This window comes from Crocinitomicaceae bacterium, from assembly GCA_016708105.1.
Lineage (GTDB): Bacteria > Bacteroidota > Bacteroidia > Flavobacteriales_D > Crocinitomicaceae > JADJGJ01.
Map to the genome: position 1 here is coordinate 360,818 of JADJGJ010000004.1, position 25,964 is coordinate 386,781.

The following is a 25,964-nucleotide window of genomic DNA, read 5'->3' on the forward strand; positions in this document are numbered from 1 at the left end:
TTAGATTGGTTAATATATGCTTATGGAAAGATAATAAAAAGTGTGACACGTTGAAAAATAGCAACATATTTAAAAGGGAATGAACTTTGATCCCAAATTATGCAATTCAATAAATCTTAACCCAAATGGGTTGTAATAAATGATCACAACCTGCGCCTAAGTTATGAATAGAATTTACAAGCCTAACCGCCAACCGGCAAGTTGATTATAAACGTAGTGCCTGTGCCTGCTTCACTTTGAACTGCAATATTGCCCCCGTGCCTCACGGCTATTTTGCGGCAAACAGCAAGCCCAATTCCTGAGCCCTCATACTTTTTACCTTCAAGGCGTTGAAAAAACTGGAATACTTTTTCTGCGTACTTGCTGTCAAATCCAATACCGTTATCTGTAACAGTAATTTCAATCTTGTTTTTTAATGAAGCAGAATCTTGTATTTCTCTGCATTGCAATTTAATCAGCGGAGCTTCATTTTCTTTTCTGAACTTAATAGAATTAGATATTAAATTCTGAAAGAGTTGTTTAATTTGGGTTCTATCTGCGGCGATATGTGGTAGCTTTTCTGTTTCAATTTTTGCACCACTTTTTTCTATTACCAGTTCCAAATCATCTAACACCTCATGCAACACTTCATTCAAATCAATTTTCACAAATGGGTTATTGCCGGTTGAGAGACGAGAGTATGTAAGTAAATCATTAATTAATGTTTGCATGCGTGATGAGGCATTCATCATGCGGTCAAAATAATCTTGACCTTTTTCTGAGAGATTACTTTTTTCAGTAATCAATATACGATCACCAAACGATTGAATTTTTCTCAACGGCTCTTGTAAATCATGTGAGGCAACATAGGCAAATTGTTCCAAGTCAGCATTGGAAACTTTTAATTCTTCAGTGAGTTTGAGTACGTCTCGTTGTTGTTGTTGTATAATGTTTTCACGCCGTTTGTACTGAATAATACCAAACATGGTGATTAGAATAGAAATGATAGATAACACACGATTTGTTAATACAATATACATGTCGGTTCCCTCAGGTTTAAAAAAGAGACCAAAAAAGGTGAGCATTACGCCAATCAAACTAAACACAACGGTTGGATTCATGCCTTTAATCCACAAAGTCATCAATACAACAATGGTGTACACAAAACCCCATGCCACACCTAAAGGGCTTGTTACATCAGCATAAAAAACCAAAGCGCAAGCAATGGCACCAAGGATATTGAGCAGTGTAGAATTAATATCGGTGATTCCTTTATTCATGAAGCACAAAATTGCACATTGCCAAGGTTCGAAGGCATGATTTCAATCACCAGCACACATATTAAATCATATCTTGTAACAGGTTCTGTATGATGTTTATCATATTTTTTCAGCGCAGAGTTGAATAATCTTGTTGTCACCATTCATCTGCAATAGTTTTTTCTCATTCAATTTAGCCATGCCACAAGCCATATCCATTGAAATTCTTATTGCAGACGATGATGCAGAAGACCGCATGTTGATTACAGATGCGCTGTATGAAAGCAGGTTAAAAAACAATATTCAGCATGTTGAAGATGGCGAAGAGCTTATTCACTACTTGAAAAACGAAGGAAAGTATAGCAACAAAAAACAATATCCAACGCCCGGCATCATTTTGCTCGATTTGAATATGCCAAAAAAAGATGGTAGGGAGGCATTGAAAGAAATTAAGTCAGACGCGCGTTTGAGCATGATTCCCGTTATTGTTTTAACTACATCAAAAGCTGAAGAAGATATTGTGAGATCATACAACTTGGGGGTAAATTCTTTTATTACTAAACCGGTGAGTTTTACTTCCATGGTTGAGGTAATGAAAACACTCAACAAGTATTGGTTTGAAATTGTTGAACTCCCACGGCACAAGTCATGACACATACTGAAATAAAAGTATTAATGGTTGATGATGATGAAGAAGATTACATCATCACACGCGATATTATTTCAGAAATTGATCATCGTAAATATTCCATTCAATGGATTGGTGATTATGAAACCGGATTGACAGAAGTGATGAAACAAAATCATCATGTCTATCTTATTGATTACAATATTGGCGCAAAAAATGGCATTGACCTAATTCGTGAGGCAAAAACAAAAGCCATGTTTGCACCATTCATTTTACTCACCGGGCAAAATGACATCAATATTGATAATAGTGCATTAGAAGTTGGGGCATCAGATTTTTTAGTGAAAGGTAAAATTGATTCACACGCACTGGAAACAAGCATTAGATACAGTATTGAACATGCACGTATTAAAGAACAACAAAATCAACTTAACCAATATCTTGAAGACCGCATACGTGAGCGCACGGCTGTGTTGGAAGATGCAGTGACAGAACTCAATAAAACAAAAAAAGAACTCAGTGAAGCGTTGAGAAAGGAAAAGGAGTTGAATGAATTGAAATCACGTTTTGTTGCAACAACTTCGCATGAATTCCGCACACCCTTGGCTATGGTATTATCATCATTATCTCTGGTGCAAAAATATGGTGAGCAAAATGATAAAGAAAATCAATTAAGACATATACTCAGAATTAAATCAGCTGTCAATCATCTCACTGATTTATTAAATGATGTTTTATCTGTGAGCAAGCAAGACGAGGGTAAGCAGGTGGTAAAATATGAATCTTTTGATTTAACCTTATTGCTAAGTGAAGTACAATCATCATTTCAACCCTTGCTCAAGAATGACCAAAAATTTAACGTACTCCATGAGGGCAACAAAACCATTGTCACTGATCTCAAAATATTGCACCAAATTTTGACTAACCTGGTAAGCAATGCCATTAAATTTTCACCCAAAGGAGGATCAGTTTTGTTGAGCGCGCGTGTAAACAATGAATACATTGAAATTACAGTAAGTGATCAGGGAATAGGTATTCCAAAAGAAGATCAGGAACATTTGTTTGGTCGTTTTTTCAGAGGCAGAAACGCCACCGCAATTCAGGGCACCGGTTTAGGGCTTAACATTGTTGCCAAAAATATTGAAATGCTCAATGGTGAAATAAGCTGTGAAAGCGACACCGGTAAAGGAACTACGTTTGTGGTGCGGTTGCCGCAGGGGCTTGTTGCGCAAGGGTGAGAGTAAGGAAGAACATCATATAGCCGTTTTTCAAAATCACGAACTGTCATTTCTCAACCAATTAGAATAACATCACCAAGTGTCAACCATCACTCTTTAACCAACTTATTTATTTTAGGCTGCACAATCCACACACCAATTGGGTAAAACCAAAGCAGAAAAAATTCTGAGGCAAAATCTTCAAACTTCACTTCACGCTGCAATTCAGCTGTTTTTAATGTTTTGGCTAAAAAAAATAGTGAGTGAAAAATTCCAAACATTGAAAGTAGATGGAGAGGAAGAATGAGCGCTACCAAACCACCTGCTTGAGCCAACCCAGATGATCTTGCATGTGTCATGACTTCATTGAAAAGATTACTTATAAGCAGCAAGAAAATAATCATATAGATGAGCGGAATAAAAAAGAATATCTTGAAGCGTAGTACATTCATCTTAATTTGCTGAGGTATTTTTTTCTGCAGACCAATGGCCACTGACCAAAACCAACCAAAAAAAACAGCAGTAAAAATTGTCATGAAGATGGGAAAGTATTTGAAATACTTGAATAAGCTAATTGGTTTGCCGGGCACGTGATGACTAACTTCTGAAAAAAATGAAACCATCATGACCACTTGAAATATTAGCGGTATGCCAAGTAATAAAATAAATAATTGCCAATGCTTTGCTTTTAAAAAGAAGGTTGTCATGCGACTTTTCTTTGGGTTGTTTTATGTTTTTGAATTCTTTTTTATTCACTGATGTCAAAAATGATATGCAATGAAATTAGCATTACAAGATACTATTTTTTATCCAAAATTTCTACTATCAAGCTACCTATTTCTGATCCTTTGGTGAGTGTCATCATGTGTGAGCCGCCTTCAATGAGGTAATCGTAGTCTACATTTCTTGCCGGAATTGTTCTGTCTTCATCACCATGTATATGAATAATTTCATCAGAATAGTTGATCCGTTGCCATTCCAAAATCATGGTAATGGTTCGCTTGAAAAAAAGCGGATCTTTGTCTTCAAGCATAGATATAAATGTTTTTTTTTGATTTTTTCTGTCAGGTTCAACAATGGGCTGCAGAAATAGGGCTCCTTTTTTACACATATCTTCTGATACCAATTGGTAAATTGGCAAATATTCTTGTAACAGATATCTATCCGGTAATTCAGCTCTACACTTTGCGCTAGAAATAATGATGGTCTTTTCTGGTTTATGAAATTCATTCATCTCAACGGCTAACATACCGCCCAATGAAACGCCAATCAAAATATATTTGCTACTTGTGTCAACCTGATTAAAAAGCACACCCGCATATTCTGACATGGTCATGCCCTCTTCAGGAATACCATGCTGAACATGGATGAGACTATATTGATTAGGCAAATGCAAACTATCAAATATCCTATAATCTGAACCTTGACCGGGAATAAGGTAAACATTTGTTTTGTCTGATTCAGCATAAACCTGATTCAAATAAACAGATGAAAAAATAACAAGCAGAAAATTTTTGATCACAACTTCTATTTGGGTAAATGGATATTCATTCAAACGACTTTGGGGCAGAATTATTGTTGTCAAGAGCGGATATTGGAATTTGATAAAGGAGACATAATTGGCAGATTACTCTTCCCGTGTTTAAGTTCAAATAGTGTCCAAAAATAACTCCGGCGTAAACTGTGACTAACAATTTGATTTATCATTAACATGGATTTTACAAATGGGGTAAAACTAACGCGGAAAGCCAATTACATTCATTGAGCAGAACTATTACATTCCTCATTCCGTAATATTTTTGTACCTTAGCACAAAGCCCCGCAACCTATGAAGCTGAACGTATTGATTGTTTTACTTTTCTCATCTCTGATAGTGAATGCACAATTTGTAGATGAGTTTAACCGGAATCAAAATCGCCGACAAAACGAAAAACGTTTTTCAGAACAACGCAATTGGGGTGACGCCATTTGGAGCCCGAATGCCAGTATGCACCGCCCTATTGGTTGGTTTATTAATCCGGGCATTACTTACATGATGGGTAATTCAGCAGATGATAAAAACCGTGCCTACGAATTAACCCCAAGTGGATTACCAGGGTATTTTATTGAGGCAGGCATGGAGCACCTTTTTCCTAAAGCAAAAAAAATTGTTCACTATTTTGATTGGGGACTTGGTGTAAAACATTTTGGTGGACAAGAAAAATACAGTATTGAAGGGGTTGAACCTACCCGAGGTCAATTCAATTTTGGAAGCGCATTTGCGCACGCTGGTATTCACAACGTATGGCAACTCAACTTGTATAATTTCATTGATCAATCTATTGGGTTTAATTTAGATTATCGCATTTATGGTGGCAAAGATGATGAAAATTATCTCTCACCACTGGCCGCAGACAATCAAGGTAAATTATTGGTACAACTTCATTATACCCTGGGTTTTGGATATAAGGTTGAAGATGGTTTTTTTATTGTACCAACTATTCAAACTCCAATTTTTACGGCGGTAAGTTTTGATGGCTTTAATCCATCACATCATTGGTTTAGCAGCAGATATCAACCATTAATATTTACTATAAAATTTGGTTGGTTGTTCCCTAAAAAAGGATGCACCCCGGTTGAAAAAAATGATGGGGTGAATGAAGATAAAATCTAATTGCGTTGCTTGAGCGAGGTTCAATCAATTTCATCTAAATTTGAGCCATGCAATTTGCCAACATTCCCGGAAATGAAAAGGAAAAAAACGCCTTGTTATATCAGGCACGTGAAGGACGTGTAAGCCATGCACAATTATTTTTAGGTCCTGATGGATCAGCCAAATTTGCCTTGGCATGGGCATTTGCCAAATATTTATTGTGTGATAATCCACAAAGCAACGACGCTTGCGGAACCTGTGCATCATGCCACAAAGTAAGCAAACTGATTCACCCTGATTTGCATTTTGTTTTTCCGGTTGTGTTATCAGCGGACAAAGATGACAAGGTAAAATCATCTGATGACCGCTTGATACAATGGAATGATTTTGTTTTAAAAAACCCGTATTTCAGTTTGAATATGTGGCAAGAATTCACTGAATCATTGGGAAAAGAACCGGTGATTGGCGTTGAAGAAAGCCGGTCTATTTTGCAAAAACTTTCACTTAAATCATACAGCGGAAAATACAAGCTCATGGTGCTTTGGCTGCCTGAAAAAATGAATCAGGCGGCAGCAAATAAATTATTAAAAATGCTGGAAGAGCCGCCTGAAGAAACTTTGTTTTTATTGTTGTGTGACAATATGGAGAATATTTTACCAACCATTATTTCACGCACGCAAATGCTGAAAATTTCTCCCTTTACGTCAGATGAAATTGCAGGATATCTTGAAGGGCATTTCAGTGCTGATCCATCCGTTTCATACTCTATTGCCGGCCTTGCACAAGGCAGTATGGTTGAGGCTATTCAAATGATTACCGGAGATGAAAATCAACACGTGTATTTTGACTTGTTCGTAAAAATGATGCGCACCGCCTACGCAGCTAACGGTCTTGACTTAATGAGTGTAAGTGAAGAAATTGCCGCACTAAACAAAGAGCAACAGAAAAATTTTTTACGCTACGGTTTGCATCTTTTTAGAGAGAGTATCATGCTCAATTATATGAAAGGTGAACTGGTGAATTTGCGCAATGAAGAACGCGCTTTTTTAGACAAATTTGCCCGGTTTATCAATAACCAAAACATTGTTGCATTGAATGAAGAATTTAATAAAGCCCACTATCATTTAGAAAGAAATGCCAATGCAAAAGTGCTTTTTACCGATCTTTTAATTAAACTTACCAAACTAATTCGCAAAGGCGTTTGATAAACCCGTTTGTTATGAAAAATTTTTTACCCCTTTTGGTTGGTTGTCTTTTGGCTCAGCAACTCACAGCGCAGGTTTTATCTGCAGATGAATTAAAACAAAAACAAATTTTCACCTCTGTTGAAGAGGCAAATAAAAATCCGCAAGCCGTTTACCGACTCAATTTGTCAAACCAAAATCTGGCTGAAGTGCCGGCTGAAATTTTCAGCTTTGTGAACCTGAATGAATTAAATCTTTCAAATAACAATATCACCCAATTGCCTAATGATATTGAAAAACTGAGCAACCTTCAAATTCTTGAATTACATCACAATGAACTGCTCACCTTACCTACAGGTTTTGGCGCCCTAATTCATGTACACACGCTGAGTTTGAATAATAATAAATTAATTTCTCTGCCTGAGTCATTTGGAAATTTAGATAAGCTGATTAGGCTTGATCTCAATTTTAATAATTTGAGAAAATTGCCAGAATCAATCTGCTTTATGGATTCTTTGAAAATTATTGATCTCTATGTAAACGATCTTGAAAAATTACCAAAAAACATTGGCTCACTTCAAAATCTCACTGATTTGTATGTGGGCAGCAATCGTCTTTTAAAATTGCCTGCAAGCATTGGCAATCTTTCAAAACTTTCCATTTTAGATGTTGGTGATAATCAACTTAAATCATTACCTGACGAACTGTGTTTGCTCACCAACCTTGAATATCTTTTCATTTTTGAAAACAAACTCACTTCATTACCTGAAGATATTGGTAAACTCACCATGCTCACTGAACTTGATGTTAATGGAAATCAGTTAAGCTCATTACCTGAATCTATTGCTGAAATGACCAATTTGGTTGAACTAAACTTAGATGTGAATGCGTTTACGGAATTTCCAACCGTGATATTAAAATTAACCCAACTTGAAACACTGGGCTTATCATACAATTTTATCAGCAGTTTACCTGAAAATATCAATCTGCTTGTAAACCTTCAGGCTATTACCCTAGATGATAATCCCATCAGTGCGTTTCCTGAAAATTTTTGGGCATTAAAAAATTTAGTTTCATTAGATATTTCTGGTACAAAAATTAATGCGGTGCCGGTTAAAATATCTTATCTTGAAAATTTACAAGAATTAGATATCAGCGGACTGCAGTTGACAAAAGAACAACTGGAATCATTTCAGAAATATTTGGTTAATCCCAACGTTCAGGTAAGGCTTTAAAGATGCATAAAAATTTCGGCATCGTTATTATTTTGTTCGTGATGTCAGCCTGTGGAGGCGCCGGTAATCAAAATAGCGCCACCCCCACAATACCCAAAGACTCGGCAATCATGAGATTTGCAGTTGCCGGACATGTTTATGGAAACCCTGATACATATACCTTATCTATCTATCCTCCCTTTTTAGAACAATTAAAAAAAGATGACAAAAGCTACACGTTTGATTATCTTTTTTTGACCGGCGATGTTGCGGCAAAACCAACAGACACTAATTGGATGAACGTTGAAAACGAACTGCGGCAATTGTCTATTCCTTATTTTATTGCGCCCGGAAATCATGATGGTGGTGATTATTTTTTAGAACACATTCAAAAATCACCGTATTGTTTTTTCAGTGAAAACAAAAATCATTTCATTGTACTCAACACAACAAATAATGGTTGGACAACCAATCAACAACAAACCGACACGCTGCAAAAAGTGCTCTCCACAATCAGAGATAGTACAGATAAAATTTTTGTATTTACGCACCAGCTTTGGTGGTTGAAAGATGCACCCGATTCATTTGCACTAGATAGCATAAGACCAAATTCGTACGCTGCGTTTGATGGTAAAGAAAATTTTTGGGAAAACGCCTTTCCCTACTTTGACAGCACCGGTTGCGAAACCTGGTTTTTTGCCGGTGACGTGGGCTCACATCATTCGCTTGTGGCGTATTATGAAGATCATTACCAACACTTCCATTTCTACGCAAGTGGTATGGGCGGTGGCGCTGATGATAATTATTTGCATGTAGCTTTATTTGAAGATGGCAGAATAGAAATCACCAAAGTGAAATTTTGATTTCTCATCAACCTGAATTCTTGAACTAAAACTAAGAGAATGCAAACTTCAATTTAAATTATAGCTTTCCTGTTGCCCTCTATCACCAGCTGACGCGAACATCGTGCTCGTGCCCATCACCCCAATCATGAAATCAAACATCAAGTATTATTCTCTCCCAATCCCGAAGGGATGACATTATACTAACTCAAACACTATGTGAATCCCGAATCCCGAAGGGATGAAATAATCTCGCGGTTACACCAGCTGACGCAATCATCTTGCTTGTGCCCATCACCTGAAACATAAAATCAAACATCAAGTATTTGTCTCCCCAATCCCGAAGGGATGACATTATACTAACTCAAACACTATCTGAATCCCGAATCCCGAAGGGATGAAATGATCACCCGGTTACACCAGCTGACGCAATCATCGTGCTTGTGCCCATCACCTGAAACATAAAATCAAACATCAAGTATTTGTCTCCCCAATCCCGAAGGGATGACATTATACTAACTCCAACACTATATGAATCCCGAATCCCGAAGGGATGAAATGATCACCCGGTTACTCGCGCTGACGCAATCATCTTGCTTGTGCCCTCTGCCAACCATTACAAAAATTCCATTAATTCACGCTGAGTCTTCTCGCACCAGAATCAACAAAGAGATAAAACCGTAACTTTACGGCTTAATAAAAAACAAACATGGGTTGCGGAACCTGCACAACAGAAAACGGCGTACCGAAAGGATGCAAAAGTAACGGCCAATGCGGCGTAGTTGGCTGCGGCATGCTGGATGTGCATGACTGGTTAGCTGATATTGCATTGCCGGGTGGTCAAAGCATCTATGATGTTGTTGAGATCAGATTTAAAAACGGGCGCAAATCATTTTACCGCAACATGAAAGACATTCCGCTGCAAGCAGGAGATGCTGTGGTGGTTGAAGCGAGTCCGGGGTTTGATATTGGAATTGTTTCTATTGTTGGTGAACTTGCACGCATTCAGGTCAGAAAAAAAAGTCCGGGTTTTAAACCGCACGAGGCGCGTAAAGTTTTGCGCAAAGCAAGTAAAGAAGATTTGTCACGCTGGAAAGATGCGCGCGCAAAAGAGCAGCAAACCATGTATCGTTCACGTGAGCTTGCTTCGGAATTGGCACTTCAGATGAAAATTTCAGACGTTGAATACCAGGGCGACGCAACCAAGGCAACATTTTATTATACAGCAGAAGATCGGATTGATTTCAGACAATTAATTAAAGATTTGGCTGATGCTTTTAAAGTACGCATTGAGATGAAGCAGATTGGTGTTCGGCAAGAATCAGCCAGACTTGGCGGCATTGGTTCATGCGGGCGCGAATTGTGTTGTGCAACCTGGTTGACTGATTTTAGATCAGTTTCTACGGCCGCTGCGCGTTATCAGCAGCTATCATTAAATCCTCAAAAACTTGCCGGACAATGTGGTAAATTGAAATGTTGTTTGAATTATGAACTGGATTCTTATTTAGATGCATTGAAAAAATTTCCGAATTCGGAAATTAAATTGCATACTGAAAAAGGGACTGCATTCCACATCAAAACAGATGTATTCAAACAACAAATGTGGTATTTGCAGGAAGAGCGTAAAGAAGATGTGACCACGACATCTATGGTGCCCTTGTCACCTGAAATTGTAAAAGAAATTATTGAAATGAATAAGGCAGGTAAAAAACCGGCCGACTTAAAAGCATATCTCACTGAAGTGGAGGTTGAAGAACCTGACTATACCAATGTGGTTGGGCAAGACAGTTTGAACCGATTTGATAATGCGTTCAAAAAGAAGAAAAAGAAAAAGAAGAAATCAAAAAATCCAAATCAAACTCCACAACAACAGGGGCAGCAACAAGGGCAACAACAAAAACCTCAAGGTCAAGGTAATCAACAGGCAAGACAAGGTCAACCAAATAAAGGACAGCAAAACAAACCACAACAAGCAAAAAAAGATCAAACCAAACAGCCTGCGCAAAAACAAGGCGGAACTAATCAAACGCAAAATAAAAAACAGTCCAACCAAAATCAACCTAAAAAGGGAAATGATCAAAACCCAAATCAACAGAAAAAGGCAAATGATCAAAACCGAAACCGGAATAATAATCACCGCAACAACCGCCCAAAGCAAGACGGAAATTCAGGTAACACACAAAACAATGCAAAAAAAGATCAGTAATATTCTGTTGATCATTGCCTGCCTTGGCATGTTAACAGCTTGCGATACTGAACGTATCTATGAAGAAAATTTTGCTGTTGAAAATCAAGTTTGGAATGCTGAAGACATCAAAACATTTTCATTTGAAATCACGGATACGCTGAGTCCGGTTGACTTGTATGTAAATATCAGAACAACTACTGATTATCCATATAGCAATTTGTACATTTTTCTCTACAGCGATTATCCAAATGGGTATACAGACAAAGACACCCTTGAATTTATTTTAGCAGAATCAGATGGCCGTTGGCTTGGTGAAAATTCAGGCACGGTAGTCGAAAATCAAATTCTCATTGCCCGCGGCGGATATTTCAGCGTGAGCGGCACTTACACCTTCAAAATACAGCACGCCATGCGTGAGGATGACCTTCCTGAAATAATGGACGTTGGCTTCAGAGTTGCCTATACTCCGGCAAAGTAGGCTCAGGTCGCAATCAGCTAATTTCAATTTGTTGTTTTGAGTTTTTATTATTGAGTTGTCTATAGTATATACTTGAAATAATTCCAAATTAGGCAATTGAATAAACACACCGTACGTGATGAATTTAATTTGCAACCATCTGTCAAGATATTAGAAAAATAAGGATGTAGCGCAAAACACCGACTGTGACAATTGAGTTCACATTTTTAGCATTCGCACTCCTTTTCTGTAATAATATAATAGGACGATTCGACGGCCGGCAAGAAATTTTTTATGCTCGGTTGATCGCAAATAGCAGTGTGATCTTACAGATATTTAAAACCAGAACGCAGCCATTAATTGTTGAAAAATTCCGGCACAAAATGCCAACACAATTTTCCAACAATTAACAGCGTAAAAAATAAGATTTTTGACATATTGAATCCAAAGTGAGCGCTGAGATCAGGGCTTGAGGCTTTACATAGCATGCGGTGTTAGGCACAGTATTATTTCAGAAATGAGAAGAGACTTTCCTTCTTTTCCTGTTCCAATGGAAAAATATTCGAATGTAGTACGGTTCGCAATACTTTTTTTATCATGTTAAATTCGCGTTCGCTGAAATTATTCCAATCTGTATCAAGATGCGCTTCTATGTAATAAAGGTGAATTTTATTTCTCAGCTTCCGTAGATGGTTCAGTTCCTTATAAATTTCATGTTCGGTTCCAAGCAAGTGTTTCGATTCTACTTTTTTCAACATGGAGTCTAAAGTCATTTCTTCTTCAATTGCGGGACTTATTTTTTGAAGTACCGTCGATTCTATTTTCGTTTGAATTCCGTCTATCTCTCTTTCGTTCGATGTGAATTTCGTCAACACCTTGTAGTTTTGGGTCCGATGAAGATTTTTCGAGCGCAACAAATAGTACAAAATTGACTCTATTACGCTTACACCAGTTATAACAAATGTTTTACAGAATTCCATCCGAATCGTAGCGTGAATACTTTCTTGCAGAGAAATTGAAAGAAATTCAAGATACTGCATATTGTATGATAAATTCTTCACCAATGCGTAGTCTTTATTAAAGTGCTCGTTTTTCACGATTAATTTATCGAAGAAAACTTCGTATTTAATAACGTCTTTTATTGAAAAAGTAATTTCCATTTATATTGTGCCTAACGGCAGTCCGTCCAAAAACCCCTTTCAACCCCAACCGCCTCATTAAAATTAATCAATTAAATGAGTTTTAAGCGATGATTATTTGAGATTTTATAAAAATGATTTGGCTTTTGGCAAAAAAAATCGTGCTGAAAATCTGCTTAAAATGCTTTCTAATGGAATGAAAAAAATGGTCAAGTTCCAGGAGGAACTTTTTGAGTGTGATTTTGTCAATCAAATTAAAAATTCGGCGTAGGTTGTATGCTGTAAAAATAAATCCAACATCTGCTGAGGCATGCTTAATTGTTCGTTTTGTGAGAATGTAATAAAAGTCCCATTGTCGTTTTATTATTCCGTATGGATGCTCAACAATGGCTTGTCTTTTACGATAGGTTGTCATGTTTTGATCCAATCTTTTTTTGTTTGCTTCTATGAGATCTTGATGCTCTGTACGCTCAATTAATCTGCCTGATTTGTTGCGCGTACATCGAGCAAAAAAGCGACAGTTTAAACAGGCTTTTGTTTTGTAATGTTTTATTTTATTGATGGTTTTTCCATGCGCTTTAGTGTACCAACTTCCGTTTGTTTTGAGTTGTTCACCGGCAGGACAAGTATATGCATCACGCTCTTTGTTGTAATGAAAGTTTTCTACATCAAATGCAATGTCCGGTGCGTGAGAGGCAACATCTGGCGCAGCTACAATAACTTCTACTCCATGTTTAAATGCGTATTCAAATTCACTACCTGTATGATATCCTTTGTCATAAAGTGCGGTAAAATCACTGGAGCCTAAAATTGTTTTTGCCCTGCGAACCATTGCTCCCATTGCTTTGCTGTCGTTCTTGTTGGTTACTTTAAAATCAATGGGAATGTTGTGTTTTGCATCAACGGTGGTTTGAATGTTGTAGCCAACTTCAGTGATATTGTTGCGTACTAGCAGTTGTCTGCTATCAGGATCTGATGTAGATATTTGGACCTGATTGGTTTGTTCCAGTTCTTGTTGAAGGGATTCATACTTTGTTCTGTTCTCTTTGTGCTGATTGATTTTTGATTCAATTTCTGATTTCTCTTCAGTGGTAATATCCTTGTCTTCACTTGCCAGTACAGCACTATACTCGCTTAGCTTTTCATCAATGTAAGCAAGATGTCGTTCTATTTTTTATCATTAAAATTATTCTTCTTTGAGTTTTGTGCACGAAGTTTAGTGCTATCACCAGCGAGTAATTTTCCGCCAATGAGTTCAAAATTTTTAGCCAGCTCAACCGTTGACCGAAATACTTTTTGAATAGCTTTTGGATTATCTTTTCTAAAATTTGAAATCGTGTTGTGATCAGGAGCAAGTCCTTTCATGAGCCACATGAGTTCAATGTTTCTTCTGCATTCTTTCTCGAGTTGTCTTGATGAACGAATACGATTCAAATATCCGTAAATAAAAAGTTTTAATAAATCAGAAGGATGGTACGCCGGTCTTCCGTTTTCAATAAATTCCATCTTGAATCCAAAATCAGCAAGCCGAATTGAATGAACGAACAAATCAATCAACCGAACTTCATTGTCATCAGAAACGGCTTGCTCTAAACAGAAAAATTCTGTCTGACTTCTGTCTTTTCCTTGTATAAATTTCATGAAGTAAACCTACGTTAATTCATCACCAAATTCAAGTCATTTTTATCAACTTATCGACATGAAAAAAGTTGAAAACGTTACGAAAAAAGCGTGGAGGTTTTTAGACAGTCTGACGGAGACAGGCTAAAATTTAGTTGCGCCGCCTTGCATGAAGATACTGAAGTTGATGTTAACCGACAAGCCAAGCAAACAAATTTTTTAATTTGTTTTTGATTAAGAAATTTTTTGCTTGGCGCACTTACTATGAAACACAAGCAGAGAGTAACCCCGCGGACGCAATTAATTTTTAGCCTGTGTTATGCTGCGTTGTTCACGTATTTTTTTATTCCGCTTAGTTCCTTTTGTTTTGAGCGCAATTCTTCTTCTAAATCAAAGTCGTCTTGCAGTCCGAGCCAGAATTTTGCACTGTTTCCAAAATACTTCGAAAGTCTCAAAGCAGTGTCAGCAGTAATTCGGCGATTTCCTTTAAGGATTTCTGAAACACGAGTCTGAGGAATTCCAATGTCTTTAGAAAGTCTGTATGCCGTAATTTCCATTGGAATCAGAAATTCTTCAAGTAAAATTTCGCCAGGATGTATGTTTTTTAATTTTCTCATATCGTTCGGTATTAATGATAATCTACTATTTCAACGTCGGAAGCATTTCCATTATTCCATTTGAATATTATTCGCCACTGATTATTTATTCGGATTGAATAAAATTCTTTCAGGTTTCCTTTCAATTTTTCAAGTCGATTCGAAGGCGGAATCATAAGGTCGTTAAGGTCTTGCGAGTTGTTTAACATTCTTAATTTTCTTCTTGATGTTTCTTGAAGTTCCGTAGAAAGTCCTTTGATTCGTTCACCTTCCCATATTTTCTTTGTGTCCTTGTTTCCAAATGAAATAATCATGCTAACGTTATTCGTTACTTACGCCAAAGGTAAGTATTTTATTTCAGATGAGCAATTTTTTTTCTAAGATTCTTCAAATTGAAGAGAGAGACTTTAATGCTGCATAACGGCAGTCCGTCCAAAAACCTCTTTTGAGATAACCACTAACCTAAAATTAATCAATTAAATGAGTTTTAAGCGATGATTTTTTGAGATTTTATAAAAGTGAATTGGTGTTTGACAAAAAAAATCGTGCTGAAAATCTTTTTAAAATGCTTTGTAATGGAATGAAAAAAATGGCCAAGCTCCTGGAGGAACTTTTTGAGTGTGATTTTGTCAATCAAATTAAAAATTCGGCGTAGGTTGTATGCTGTCCAAAAACAACTCAATCGTATCTTAAAGGATTTGAAGAAGATCAGATTCATTCTACAACGGATGCACTTATTAAATTCAGTTAAAACTTTTATTAATTAAATCTTTTTGAATCTCCTTTGGCTGTATTTGTAGTATTGACAATTACTCGCAGACCCAAGGCTACCATCCCAATTTACGAAAATAGTTGGGGACTCCGTGGCGCTGGGTGTTTCATGTGAATTCCATGGAATCTCTTTCTTGTTCAAATAAATAGTTTCATTGGCGTTTGGAGCTCCTCCGATTAGAATAGATGTTGATATAGTCATGTTTACGTTATTGAAGCTCCATGTTCCCTGTGCTCCAGAATCCATTATAAATGTCCCGTCCTCTTCAAAAGTAAATTTGATTCCAGGATTAGGAGCAACATAATCTTCATTACATATTGTGCCATCTGATTCTATATCGATTCCATACCAAGCATACGACTCCCATGTCCCAACAATAGTTGATGTGTAATCAACTGTTTCTGGTTCATCTTCACACCCAGAAAAAAGGAATGACAAGGAAACAATAAAGATGATATTCTTTTTCATTCTGTTATAGGTTTAAAAACTGTACGATTCTGCCACTGCTACTGAACTGCCATTATAGTAGCAGTAAATGCTAATTTCAGTTCTAAGATGAAATATAGGAATCTTCATCTTAGATTTTTTTATAAGTATGATGCCACAATAGACCGTTTGGCAGCTCTGTGATTACCAAAGTATTAGGATTTTGGACCCGAAATCTAGACAGCACCATTTCGTCTTTGTCAATAGTGCGGATCAAATACCACTGTTGATGAAGAGAATCAATTTTAAGACCATCATTTAATATAAGGGTGTCTTCAATTATAATATAGCTCATAGTAGTTAATGTTGCTTCGCCTGTACTACAAATAATATCGGATTTAGTGTAGCTGCCTGTGCTTGTAAATTCCCAGTGAATCTTACTGTCGTCAACACATTCGTAGTAGCTGTTGGTTTCAACAACATTCATAGCTGAATCATATTTGTTGTCTTCTACATATCTCCAAGTGCCAATTATGTTTTTTTCAGCTGCATTTTTTTTACAACTGGATAGAAGTATAATTAAGCATAAAAAGGCCAAGTGTATTTTCATGGGATCGATTTTTTCTTATAATGTAATCACTACTGTCCGATAAAAAAAATTTAAAAGCGGGATTTCCATAACAGATTTCCCGCTTTAGTGTAATTTGGTTTTGACGAACTAAATACACATGAATAAAAGTAACTACTTTTTTGGACAGTCGGTTTTCGGACAGCTGATTTCTTTAATTGACCCAACTCTTGTAAGCAGAGTGGTTAAGAACCGTAACTCTGATTATTATACCAAACGATTTGACACATCTGATCACTTAATCAGCATGTTGTTTTCAACTTTCGCCAATTGTTCATCGTTGCGAGAGGTTGCCGGTGCTATGCTTGGGCTCAAAGGAAAGACAAATCATTTTCAGTTAAAAACATTCCGCACAAAAGCACCTTGAGTGATGCAAATGCTCGAAGGAGTCATGAGGTTTTTCAAGAGATTTATTATTTATTGTACAAAGAGTACTCAGGGGTTATCTCGGACAGCCGAAAACAATATGTATGGGAACAAAGAGTGGAAATTATTGATTCAACAACTATTTCATTGTTTCGTGATTTATTGAGCTGTGTTGGCAGAAAATCCTCCAATGGCAAAAGAAAAGGAGGCATAAAAGTACACACTCAAATTAATCTTCAGGAACAGGTTCCAAAACTGATTTGGTTTTCATCAGCGACAACACACGATAAAAAATTCCTTAAAAAACTTAAGCTGGAAAAGGCAAAATAGCTGTGTTTGATAAAGGATATAATGATTATAAAACCTTTGATGAATTCACACAAAACAACATCTATTTTGTCACCAGACTAAAATCAAATGCAACCTATGAATTGGTTGTAGAAAATGATATTCCCAGCTATATTGACGCAGGTGTATTGAAAGATGAAATTATAAAAGTTGAAGTCAAAGACAACGGAAAATATCTCAAAACTACTGAACTCAGAAGAATTGCTTACTGGGATGACGAACACAAAAGATGCTTTGAATTTATAACCAACATACAAGGGATGAACGCAGGACACATCGCACTCATTTACAAAAAACGATGGCAAATTGAATTACTTTTCAAACAGCTCAAACAAAACTTTCCGCTAAAATATTTTTTAGGCGACAATGAGAATGCAATCAAAATTCAGATTTGGTGTACGCTAATAGTGAATCTGCTGTTGACCGTTATCCACAAAAAAATTAAACGAAAATGGGCTTTCTCTAATCTGGCCAACTTTTGCAGACTGCATCTCTTCAATTACATTCATCTGATCAAATTTCTAGAAAATCCAGAAAAAGATTGGCTAGTTGAAATAGATCCACAACTTCAATTCGAATTTAGTTCAGCCTGAAAAGAGGGGGCTTACTTTTGAAATACAAGGCTTTTCATACGCAACCATGAGGGTTTTGAAAGGGTTTTTACGTACTTTTAGTTTTTATCGGACAGTAGTGTAATGTAATAAATTTTGGATTTCTTTTTTTCTTTCCAAATTGGATTAAATATGCATGACTTTTTCAAAAGTGTTTTTTAACTCCGGTATTTGTCAGTTATTGGTCAACCAACTCTTTAGATTTCATATCGTTATTTTTAGTTCTGGTTAAAAGTAACAATTTAATCTATTTTGTAATATTGATTTTTGTCATCTTCAATTAATCTATTATAGGCGTATGAAAATACCGCGATATTGTCTACTCTATCCTAAAGAATTCCTTTGTGTTTAGGATCTTAAAACTATTGTATTTGCCAAACCTGCGATTTACCTCTAGACCCAGTACCGTGAGCAAATTGATATACCTGCCTACAGTTTTGTAAGATACGCCAAGATGCAGCGCTATTTGCTTGCGCGTCCTGTATTCATTGAGATAAGCAATAAGCTTCAAAATCCTTTCAACTCTGCCTGTATTCGGGATTGATCCCGTGTATGTGTCAACTGGCCTCTGAATTTGATTGTAATAAGGGGTTAATATTCGGTGTGTGCGCCCCGCATGAGCGGTAGCGCACCACTCCCGATTTCTATCGGGACTATTCAAAAAGTTTAAAAGTGCAAATTAAATTTCAGAAAAGCAAACGGTGGGTGAAAAGTTCCAGAGGATGAAAGTTCCTTAATTGCGGAAGTAACGTTCCGAAAATTTAGCAAGTCGCAAGGTGGTTGAGAGCGATTTCAGCACTGAAGGAAGCGAGACTGCAAAAGTTGGTACTGAAGAACATGAAGTACATAAGAGGCTAATTAAAATGGATGAGCAAGCACACCATTGTGAAGTCCAAAGAACACAAGAAATTTTAATTAGTAGATGTAACAGGAATCGACGGAAGGAACACGCTCTTACGGGGGAGGTCTTCAATGCTACGAGTTAGCGATGAAGAAGTCAGCAGAGGTCATAGTACTTTAAGCAACGAGCTGTGCGAAAAATTGGAAAACACAGATGGTCTCACAAAAGAAGGAAGGACTGAACGTAAATAGGTTTTCAATTTTGAATGGACTGAAATTTATTTCATAGCCACCGAAAACGAAAGCAGGAAAAGAACAAAATAAACCAAGAATGATTGCACAAGTTGTACATCCTTACAATCTTCAAAAAGCACTACAACAAATAGTGAAAAATGGAGGAAGTGCTGGCGTGGATAAAATCCCGACAGAAAAACTAACGGAAAAATTCCGTGAGCAAAAACTTTCTTTACTTGAAGAATTGAAAAAAGGAGCGTACAAATCAAAACCCATTCTTGGGGTTGAGATTCCAAAGCCAAACGGAAAAACACGTTTGTTAGGAATACCAACCACCACAGAGAGACTGCTCCAGCAAGCGGTTTCACAAGTGATAATGCCTTTGTTTGAGAAAGAATTTCACAAAGACAGTTATGGATTTCGTCCAAATAAAAATGCACGTAATGCAGTAGGCAAAGCGTGGCAAAATATCCACGACGGATTTCAGTATATTGTTGATGTAGATTTGAAAAATTTCTTTGATGAAGTTGATCACTGCCTTTTACTAAATTTAATTTACCAAAAAGTAAAATGCAGAAGTACACTTGCATTAATCCGCAAGTGGTTAAGAGCGCCTATACAAATCAAGGGCAAACTTTACAAACGCAGAAAAGGAGTTCCACAGGGAAGTCCGCTGAGTCCACTTTTGTCAAACATTTTGCTCCACGAGTTGGACAAAGAACTAAACAAAAAAGGATTAAAATTTGTAAGATACGCCGACGACTTTAGCATCTTTACCAAAACCGCAACACAAGCAAAATCAGTGAAGAAGGAAGTAGCTCAGTTTCTAAAAACAAAACTCCGCCTCACTATCAATGAAGAAAAAAGCGGCATCAAAAAACCCGTTCAATTTTCAATGCTTGGATTTCGTTTTGTACCAACTTACATCAAAGGCGACAAAGGTAAATATCAATTGACGGTAGATGAAAAAGCATGGATCAGACTTAAACAAAAACTAAAATCAATCACCCGAAAAACTTCACCACTCACATTTGCAGAACGCATTTCAAAAATAAATGAAGTACAACGAGGATGGCTCAATTATTTTCGAGGTACCAGTATTCATGGAAAATTGCGTGACGCTGATTCGTGGTTAAGAAATCGTCTTCGCTATTGCATTTGGCACGATTGGAAAAACCTGAACGAAAGAGAAAGAATTTTATTCGTTTAGGAATTGACCACGATCACGCTTACGCGTGGAGCAGAACGAGAAAAGGTGGTTGGGCAGTTGCACAAAGCCCTATCTTGATCACTACAATTACGCTGAAACGCTTAAAACAAAAAGGCTACGATTCTTTGTTGGATGTTTATTTTAATCTAAACCCATCTCTTTGCGAACCGCCGTATGCGAGACCCGCTTGTACGGTGGTGTGAGAGGCGAACTCCGTCAGACGAATCTGGCGGAGCCGTCTACTCGATTAGTGGTAGTTTTATTCAGGTTCAGAGAAGTGGTTCCCTTCACCCAACCATTCTCTTTTTAACCCGGTTTTTTCTATAAATTCTTTTTGTTCACTTTCGGTCGCATAGTCTATAACAAATTGTTGACCTCCGTCATCATAAATTGTATATTTCCCTCTGCAATTAAATTCTGCGGGTAAATATGAGAATCTTTGAAAAAATGAATCCGAGATATAACCGACCTTCTCTAATTTCCATTTTTTGCTAACTCCATTTACTTTAAATAATATCCACTCATAGTTATTTTCGTCTACTTGAATTGATATTTCAGAGTAATTTATTTCACCCTCTGTAATTGCACCCATTCTTTCCATAAACCAAATATATTGGTCACTTGGGTCAATAAATTCAAGGTCATACCAAATACATTTGTTACTAAAATTGAAATCTGGGATTTCGCTACTTCTCCAACCGAAATAATAGTATAAAAGAGAAAATGGATTTTGTTCTATCTCTAGCAGTCTTTCTTTCTTAATTTCTTCCCACATGGATTCTGCATATCCGTCCGTTAAAATCAATTCCTTTGTAACACCTTTTGCAAATTCATATCCCAATGATTTGAAAATTTCAATTTGCTCTTCGTAACTTATTGATTTGGGTAAAGTCATATTCGCTTCGCTAGATTTTTCAAAATTCGATTCATTTTCTTGTGCCTTACAGCCAGAAAAGCTCCATATGCACGCGAAACTAATTATTAATATTCTATTCATTTTCTATACCATAATTACCACTAACGGCAGTCCGTCCAAAAACCCCTTTCAACCCCAACCGCCTCATTAAAATTAATCAATTAAATGAGTTTTAAGCGATGATTATTTGAGATTTTATAAAAATGATTTGGCTTTTGGCAAAAAAAATCGTGCTGAAAATCTTTTTAAAATGCTTTGTAATGGAATGAAAAAAATGGCCAAGCTCCTGGAGGAACTTTTTGAGTGTGATTTTGTCAATCAAATTAAAAATTCGGCGCAGGTTGTATGCTGTAAAAATAAATCCAACATCTGCTGAGGCATGCTTAATTGTTCGTTTTGTGAGAATGTAATAAAAGTCCCATTGTCGTTTTATTATTCCGTATGGATGCTCAACAATGGCTTGTCTTTTACGATAGGTTGTCATGTTTTGATCCAATCTTTTTTTGTTTGCTTCTATGAGATCTTGATGCTCTGTGCGCTCAACTAATCTGCCTGATTTGTTGCGCGTACATCGAGCAAAAAACGACAGTTTAAACAGGCTTTTGTTTTGTAATGTTTTATTTTATTGATGGTTTTTCCATGCGCTTTAGTGTACCAACTTCCGTTTGTTTTGAGTTGTTCACCGGCAGGACAAGTATATGCATCACGCTCTTTGTTGTAATGAAAGTTTTCTACATCAAATGCAATGTCCGGTGCGTGAGAGGCAACATCTGGCGCAGCTACAATAACTTCTACTCCATGTTTAAATGCGTATTCAAATTCACTACCTGTATGATATCCTTTGTCATAAAGTGCGGTAAAATCACTGGAGCCTAAAATTGTTTTAGCTCTGCGAACCATTGCTCCCATTGCTTTGCTGTCGTTCTTGTTGGTTACTTTAAAATCAATGGGAATGTTGTGTTTTGCATCAACGGTGGTTTGAATGTTGTAGCCAACTTCAGTGATATTGTTGCGTACTAGCAGTTGTCTGCTATCAGGATCTGATGTAGATATTTGGACCTGATTGGTTTGTTCCAGTTCTTGTTGAAGGGATTCATACTTTGTTCTGTTCTCTTTGTGCTGATTGATTTTTGATTCAATTTCTGATTTCTCTTCAGTGGTAATATCCTTGTCTTCACTTGCCAGTACAGCACTATACTCGCTTAGTTTTTCATCAATGTAAGCAAGATGTCGTTCTATTTTTTCTCATTAAAATTATTCTTCTTTGAGTTTTGTGCACGAAGTTTAGTGCTATCACCAGCGAGTAATTTTCCGCCAATGAGTTCAAAATTTTTAGCCAGCTCAACCGTTGACCGAAATACTTTTTGAATGGCTTTTGGATTATCTTTTCTAAAATTTGAAATCGTGTTGTGATCAGGAGCAAGTCCTTTCATGAGCCACATGAGTTCAATGTTTCTTCTGCATTCTTTCTCGAGTTGTCTTGATGAACGAATACGATTCAAATATCCGTAAATAAAAAGTTTTAATAAATCAGAAGGATGGTACGCCGGTCTTCCGTTTTCAATAAATTCCATCTTGAATCCAAAATCAGCAAGCCGAATTGAATGAACGAACAAATCAATCAACCGAACTTCATTGTCATCAGAAACGGCTTGCTCTAAACAGAAAAATTCTGTCTGACTTCTGTCTTTTCCTTGTATAAATTTCATGAAGTAAACCTACGTTAATTCATCACCAAATTCAAGTCATTTTTATCAACTTATCGACATGAAAAAGTTGAAAACGTTACGAAAAAAGCGGGAAGGTTTTTAGACAGTCTGACGGTTTGCGGCTAGCTGCTGTTATATGCTTTTTCATCATTTCTAATTGTCACACCATATTAGTAATAAATAAATTTTCGGCTGGTGATAGTCCGTTGGTCCTTTCCGGTTTCCAGCGAAGTTTTTGTGAGCCAATTTCCTACAACATCATAAGTATATTCGTGTACAAATTCTCTTTTCCATCCCGATGCATCAGTCGTTTCTTGAATACAGTCTCCATATGAATTGAAGGAATATGAACGCTTTACTTGGAGGTGTCCTGAGGCATCAAAAAATTCTTGACAAATCAACTTGAAATCTCCGTCAAAAATTTCGATTCGGGTATTTATGAGTTTCATTTCTTGGTCATAGGTATCATATCTGATTGTTGAATCATTCGGATACGTCACAATCTGAATCGTAACGCTGCTGGTCTCATATCCTGTCCGAGTCATTTGGTGCAATTTTCCATTTTCGGTATATTCCCATTTGTAAACGACGAGGTTTACAGACGAGCGAGATAATTGATTCTTCTCATTATATTCATATGTGCAAATGACGTTCGTATCATTTCCTTCCTTTAAAAAAATTCCAGTCAAATTGTTCAATGAATCGTAAGTATAAGATTCATAGTCCTCACCTGATGCCCAACCGCAATTAGTTTTCCGTGAAGTAATTTGCTTGCCTACGTACCTACATGTCGTATAGCAAACAAGTGTTGCCTTGTAAAGAAAAGTACATCGTACAATAATGTTGCCTTGTAAATCATAAATTATTGAATCTTTGGTCTCATTGAATTTCTGTTCTGGATTTCCCCCCGAAGAGTTAAGAACATACTTGTGCGTCACAACAGTTTTGACGGAGCCCTGAAACTCTTTCTTTTCTGCTTGAGACCTGACATCTGGTTTTTCTTGAGAGTGTGCGATGTAGGATGATCCTAAAATGAGACAGAAAATTAATTTTACCATAAAGTATTTTCCTAAGAAACAATTGATGTGAAGACAAGTAACAGGAAATTGCATATAACGGACAAGGCTTGGCGCAGGTGGGGCAAACCAGCGCAAAAGCCCAAATTTAGTACATTGCCCCAATAAATATTCAAAAGTCCAAATTTAGCACCAAAGTCCCCACTTGCACCAAGCCTATGTGTGCGCCCCGCATGAGCGGTAGCGCACCACTCCCGATTTCTATCGGGACTATTCAAAAAGTTTAAAAGTGCAAATTAAATTTCAGAAAAGCAAACGGTGGGTGAAAAAAGTTCCAGAGGGTGTAAGTCCCTTAATTGCGGAAGTAACGTTCCGAAAATTTAGCAAGTCGCAAGGTGGTTGAGAGTGATTTCAGCACTGAAGGAAGCGAGACTGCAAAAGTTGGTACTGAAGAACATGAAGTACATAAGAGGCTAATTAAAATGGATGAGCAAGCACACCATTGTGAAGTCCAAAGAACACAAGAAATTTTAATTAGTAGATGTAACAGGAATCGACGGAAGGAACACGCTCTTACCGGGGAGGTCTTCAATGCTACGAGTTAGCGATGAAGAAGTCAGCAGAGGTCATAGTACTTTAAGCAACGAGCTGTGCGAAAAATTGGAAAACACAGATGGTCTCACAAAAGAAGGAAGGACTGAACGTAAGTTTTCGGGAAATAAACTTGAGAATGTTTCGACATAGCTCCTGATTAAAGTATCCGAATAAGATAGAATGGTGTAAAGAGCATTTTATCTGATGACTTACGAACCGCCGTATGCGAGACCCGCATCCCGATAGCTATCGGGAGTGGTGTGAGAGCCTAACCCTACTCCCATTTGGGAGTAGGGCGGGCTACTCGATTAGCAACAGGCCTTTTCGGTTTCATCTTGTCACTAAATTCCTTTGCTTCTTGTGACGACATGAATACTGGGCCGTCGGCAACTATTGATTTTTCTACTACGTGCGTATTGTGCTTGAGTGATTCTAATTCCGTGGAACTCAACGTCCATTTTTGAATACTACCATTAATTTTAGTTGACTTTCCGTGTGTCTTAATAAGTTCTTTAAAGCATGGGGCGGAAAAATGACTTTCGTTCAGGAAATTTATATTGTAGAGTTGTTTTATAAAACCGCTCTTGATTCCGATGAGATGAAAGTTCCATCTGTGATCAATTTCGCTGACTTCAACACTACTTGAAAAGAGATTCTTTTTGATTTTTCGTTCATTTCCAGCGTTATAATTTGATGGAAGCTTAATGCAATATCCATATTCGAAATCATATCTAACGATCAAATTTTCCGAAATATTTTCAATAGTACTTTGGTCAGCAAATTTGGAAGAGATTTGAATACAAATTTCAATATATGAAAATTCAGGTTTTGCAGTGCAATTGATCATTGGATTACTTAGCGTCAAAAAAGAATTTGTTTTGTTCGAGTTAAATCCAATGTAGGAGTATGCTATTTCTTTTTGAGACTTTACCTTTTTTTTCCACTCGCTCAATGAATGAATAGAATTTTGAAAGTTGATAACAAAATCAGTCGCACTTAAATGACATTCCTTTTCAACAAGTTCAACAGCCAATAAAGCGCACGATTCCGCGTCAAACTCTAAAGCGGAATTTTTGTCAGTTATTCTGTAAAGTTTCAGAATCCAGTTTTCCGGTTCCTTCTTGAAAAATAATTTCATTTTGCAGCTTGTTGCTAACGGCAGTCTGTCTAAAAACCAAAATCTGCCTCTTGAGAATCGAATATATGAAATTTTTCATGGATCACTACCCGAATATTTAATTCTCAGCAGGAGGTTTTTAGACAGTCTAACGGACTACGCATAAAAGTAGTAGCGCAACCTTGATTAAAAGTACTGAACTTAAAAGTACCCACCAAGCGG

General features: G+C 37.0%; 19 protein-coding genes and 4 pseudogenes. 10 read left to right on the forward strand and 13 right to left on the reverse strand.

Annotation, left to right across the window (positions count from 1 at the left end; all coding sequences use genetic code 11):
* Positions 1-182 precede the first annotated feature (182 nt).
* Complete coding sequence (locus IPH66_17350; protein MBK7131110.1) at positions 183-1,259, reverse strand: hypothetical protein; 1,077 nt, start codon at positions 1,257-1,259, stop codon at positions 183-185.
* Positions 1,260-1,437: 178 nt separating this feature from the next.
* Here IPH66_17350 and IPH66_17355 point away from each other — a divergent pair, with 178 nt between their 5' ends.
* Positions 1,438-1,890, forward strand: a complete 453-nt coding sequence (locus tag IPH66_17355) for a response regulator (protein MBK7131111.1) — start codon at positions 1,438-1,440, stop codon at positions 1,888-1,890.
* Positions 1,887-3,104, forward strand: a complete 1,218-nt coding sequence (locus IPH66_17360) for a response regulator (GenBank protein ID MBK7131112.1) — start codon at positions 1,887-1,889, stop codon at positions 3,102-3,104. Before IPH66_17355 ends, IPH66_17360 begins: the two co-directional genes overlap by 4 nt.
* Before the next feature lie 89 nt (positions 3,105-3,193).
* On the opposite strand, the gene IPH66_17365 is transcribed toward IPH66_17360, so the two are convergent.
* Both IPH66_17365 and IPH66_17370 read right to left on the reverse strand, forming a co-directional pair.
* A complete protein-coding gene (locus tag IPH66_17365) occupies positions 3,194-3,790 on the reverse strand; it encodes a hypothetical protein (GenBank protein ID MBK7131113.1) in 597 nt (198 codons plus the stop codon).
* Between the two features lie 92 nt (positions 3,791-3,882).
* Positions 3,883-4,668: an alpha/beta hydrolase gene (locus tag IPH66_17370; protein ID MBK7131114.1), complete on the reverse strand. Its 786-nt coding sequence runs from the start codon at positions 4,666-4,668 to the stop codon at positions 3,883-3,885.
* 243 nt (positions 4,669-4,911) lie between these two features.
* Here IPH66_17370 and IPH66_17375 point away from each other — a divergent pair, with 243 nt between their 5' ends.
* The 6 genes from IPH66_17375 (at position 4,912) to IPH66_17400 (ending at position 11,621) form a co-directional block, all read left to right on the forward strand.
* The gene (locus IPH66_17375) at positions 4,912-5,736 is read left to right on the forward strand and encodes a hypothetical protein (protein ID MBK7131115.1); all 825 of its coding nucleotides are present in this window, start codon (positions 4,912-4,914) and stop codon (positions 5,734-5,736) included.
* Between the two features lie 47 nt (positions 5,737-5,783).
* A complete protein-coding gene (locus IPH66_17380) occupies positions 5,784-6,920 on the forward strand; it encodes a DNA polymerase III subunit delta (GenBank protein MBK7131116.1) in 1,137 nt (378 codons plus the stop codon).
* A 14-nt stretch (positions 6,921-6,934) separates the two neighbouring features.
* Positions 6,935-8,134, forward strand: coding sequence for a hypothetical protein (locus IPH66_17385; protein ID MBK7131117.1), 1,200 nt, complete (start codon positions 6,935-6,937; stop codon positions 8,132-8,134).
* A 110-nt stretch (positions 8,135-8,244) separates the two neighbouring features.
* Positions 8,245-8,976: a metallophosphoesterase gene (locus tag IPH66_17390; GenBank protein ID MBK7131118.1), complete on the forward strand. Its 732-nt coding sequence runs from the start codon at positions 8,245-8,247 to the stop codon at positions 8,974-8,976.
* A 688-nt stretch (positions 8,977-9,664) separates the two neighbouring features.
* Entirely contained in the window at positions 9,665-11,161 is a 1,497-nt protein-coding gene (locus tag IPH66_17395; protein ID MBK7131119.1) for a hypothetical protein, read from the forward strand.
* On the forward strand, positions 11,142-11,621 hold the full coding sequence (locus IPH66_17400) for a gliding motility lipoprotein GldH (GenBank protein ID MBK7131120.1): 480 nt from the start codon (positions 11,142-11,144) through the stop codon (positions 11,619-11,621). The genes IPH66_17395 and IPH66_17400 overlap by 20 nt, the downstream gene beginning before the upstream one ends.
* Before the next feature lie 485 nt (positions 11,622-12,106).
* On the opposite strand, the gene IPH66_17405 is transcribed toward IPH66_17400, so the two are convergent.
* From IPH66_17405 to IPH66_17430, 6 genes and pseudogenes are all read right to left on the reverse strand, one after another.
* Positions 12,107-12,697 (reverse strand): hypothetical protein, encoded by a 591-nt coding sequence (locus IPH66_17405; protein ID MBK7131121.1) that lies wholly within the window; start codon positions 12,695-12,697, stop codon positions 12,107-12,109.
* Between the two features lie 253 nt (positions 12,698-12,950).
* Positions 12,951-14,380, reverse strand: a pseudogene (locus IPH66_17410) (IS1182 family transposase).
* A 296-nt stretch (positions 14,381-14,676) separates the two neighbouring features.
* Positions 14,677-14,976, reverse strand: coding sequence for a HigA family addiction module antidote protein (locus IPH66_17415; GenBank protein MBK7131122.1), 300 nt, complete (start codon positions 14,974-14,976; stop codon positions 14,677-14,679).
* An 11-nt stretch (positions 14,977-14,987) separates the two neighbouring features.
* Positions 14,988-15,269 (reverse strand): type II toxin-antitoxin system RelE/ParE family toxin, encoded by a 282-nt coding sequence (locus IPH66_17420; GenBank protein MBK7131123.1) that lies wholly within the window; start codon positions 15,267-15,269, stop codon positions 14,988-14,990.
* 449 nt (positions 15,270-15,718) lie between these two features.
* Positions 15,719-16,195, reverse strand: coding sequence for a hypothetical protein (locus tag IPH66_17425; GenBank protein ID MBK7131124.1), 477 nt, complete (start codon positions 16,193-16,195; stop codon positions 15,719-15,721).
* Between the two features lie 109 nt (positions 16,196-16,304).
* On the reverse strand, positions 16,305-16,763 hold the full coding sequence (locus IPH66_17430) for a hypothetical protein (GenBank protein MBK7131125.1): 459 nt from the start codon (positions 16,761-16,763) through the stop codon (positions 16,305-16,307).
* A gap of 118 nt (positions 16,764-16,881) precedes the next feature.
* Between IPH66_17430 and IPH66_17435 the strand changes: the two are divergent.
* A pseudogene (locus tag IPH66_17435) lies at positions 16,882-18,088 on the forward strand (IS4 family transposase).
* Between the two features lie 1,189 nt (positions 18,089-19,277).
* Positions 19,278-20,593, forward strand: a pseudogene (gene ltrA, locus IPH66_17440) (group II intron reverse transcriptase/maturase).
* A 56-nt stretch (positions 20,594-20,649) separates the two neighbouring features.
* Here ltrA and IPH66_17445 read toward each other — a convergent pair.
* The 4 genes and pseudogenes from IPH66_17445 to IPH66_17460 all read right to left on the reverse strand — a co-directional run bounded on the left by IPH66_17445 (position 20,650) and on the right by IPH66_17460 (position 25,763).
* Entirely contained in the window at positions 20,650-21,387 is a 738-nt protein-coding gene (locus IPH66_17445) for a hypothetical protein (GenBank protein ID MBK7131126.1), read from the reverse strand.
* Between the two features lie 163 nt (positions 21,388-21,550).
* Positions 21,551-23,015, reverse strand: a pseudogene (locus tag IPH66_17450) (IS1182 family transposase).
* Positions 23,016-23,185: 170 nt separating this feature from the next.
* A complete protein-coding gene (locus tag IPH66_17455) occupies positions 23,186-23,560 on the reverse strand; it encodes a hypothetical protein (GenBank protein MBK7131127.1) in 375 nt (124 codons plus the stop codon).
* A 1,339-nt stretch (positions 23,561-24,899) separates the two neighbouring features.
* Complete coding sequence (locus IPH66_17460) at positions 24,900-25,763, reverse strand: hypothetical protein (protein MBK7131128.1); 864 nt, start codon at positions 25,761-25,763, stop codon at positions 24,900-24,902.
* Positions 25,764-25,964 lie beyond the last annotated feature (201 nt).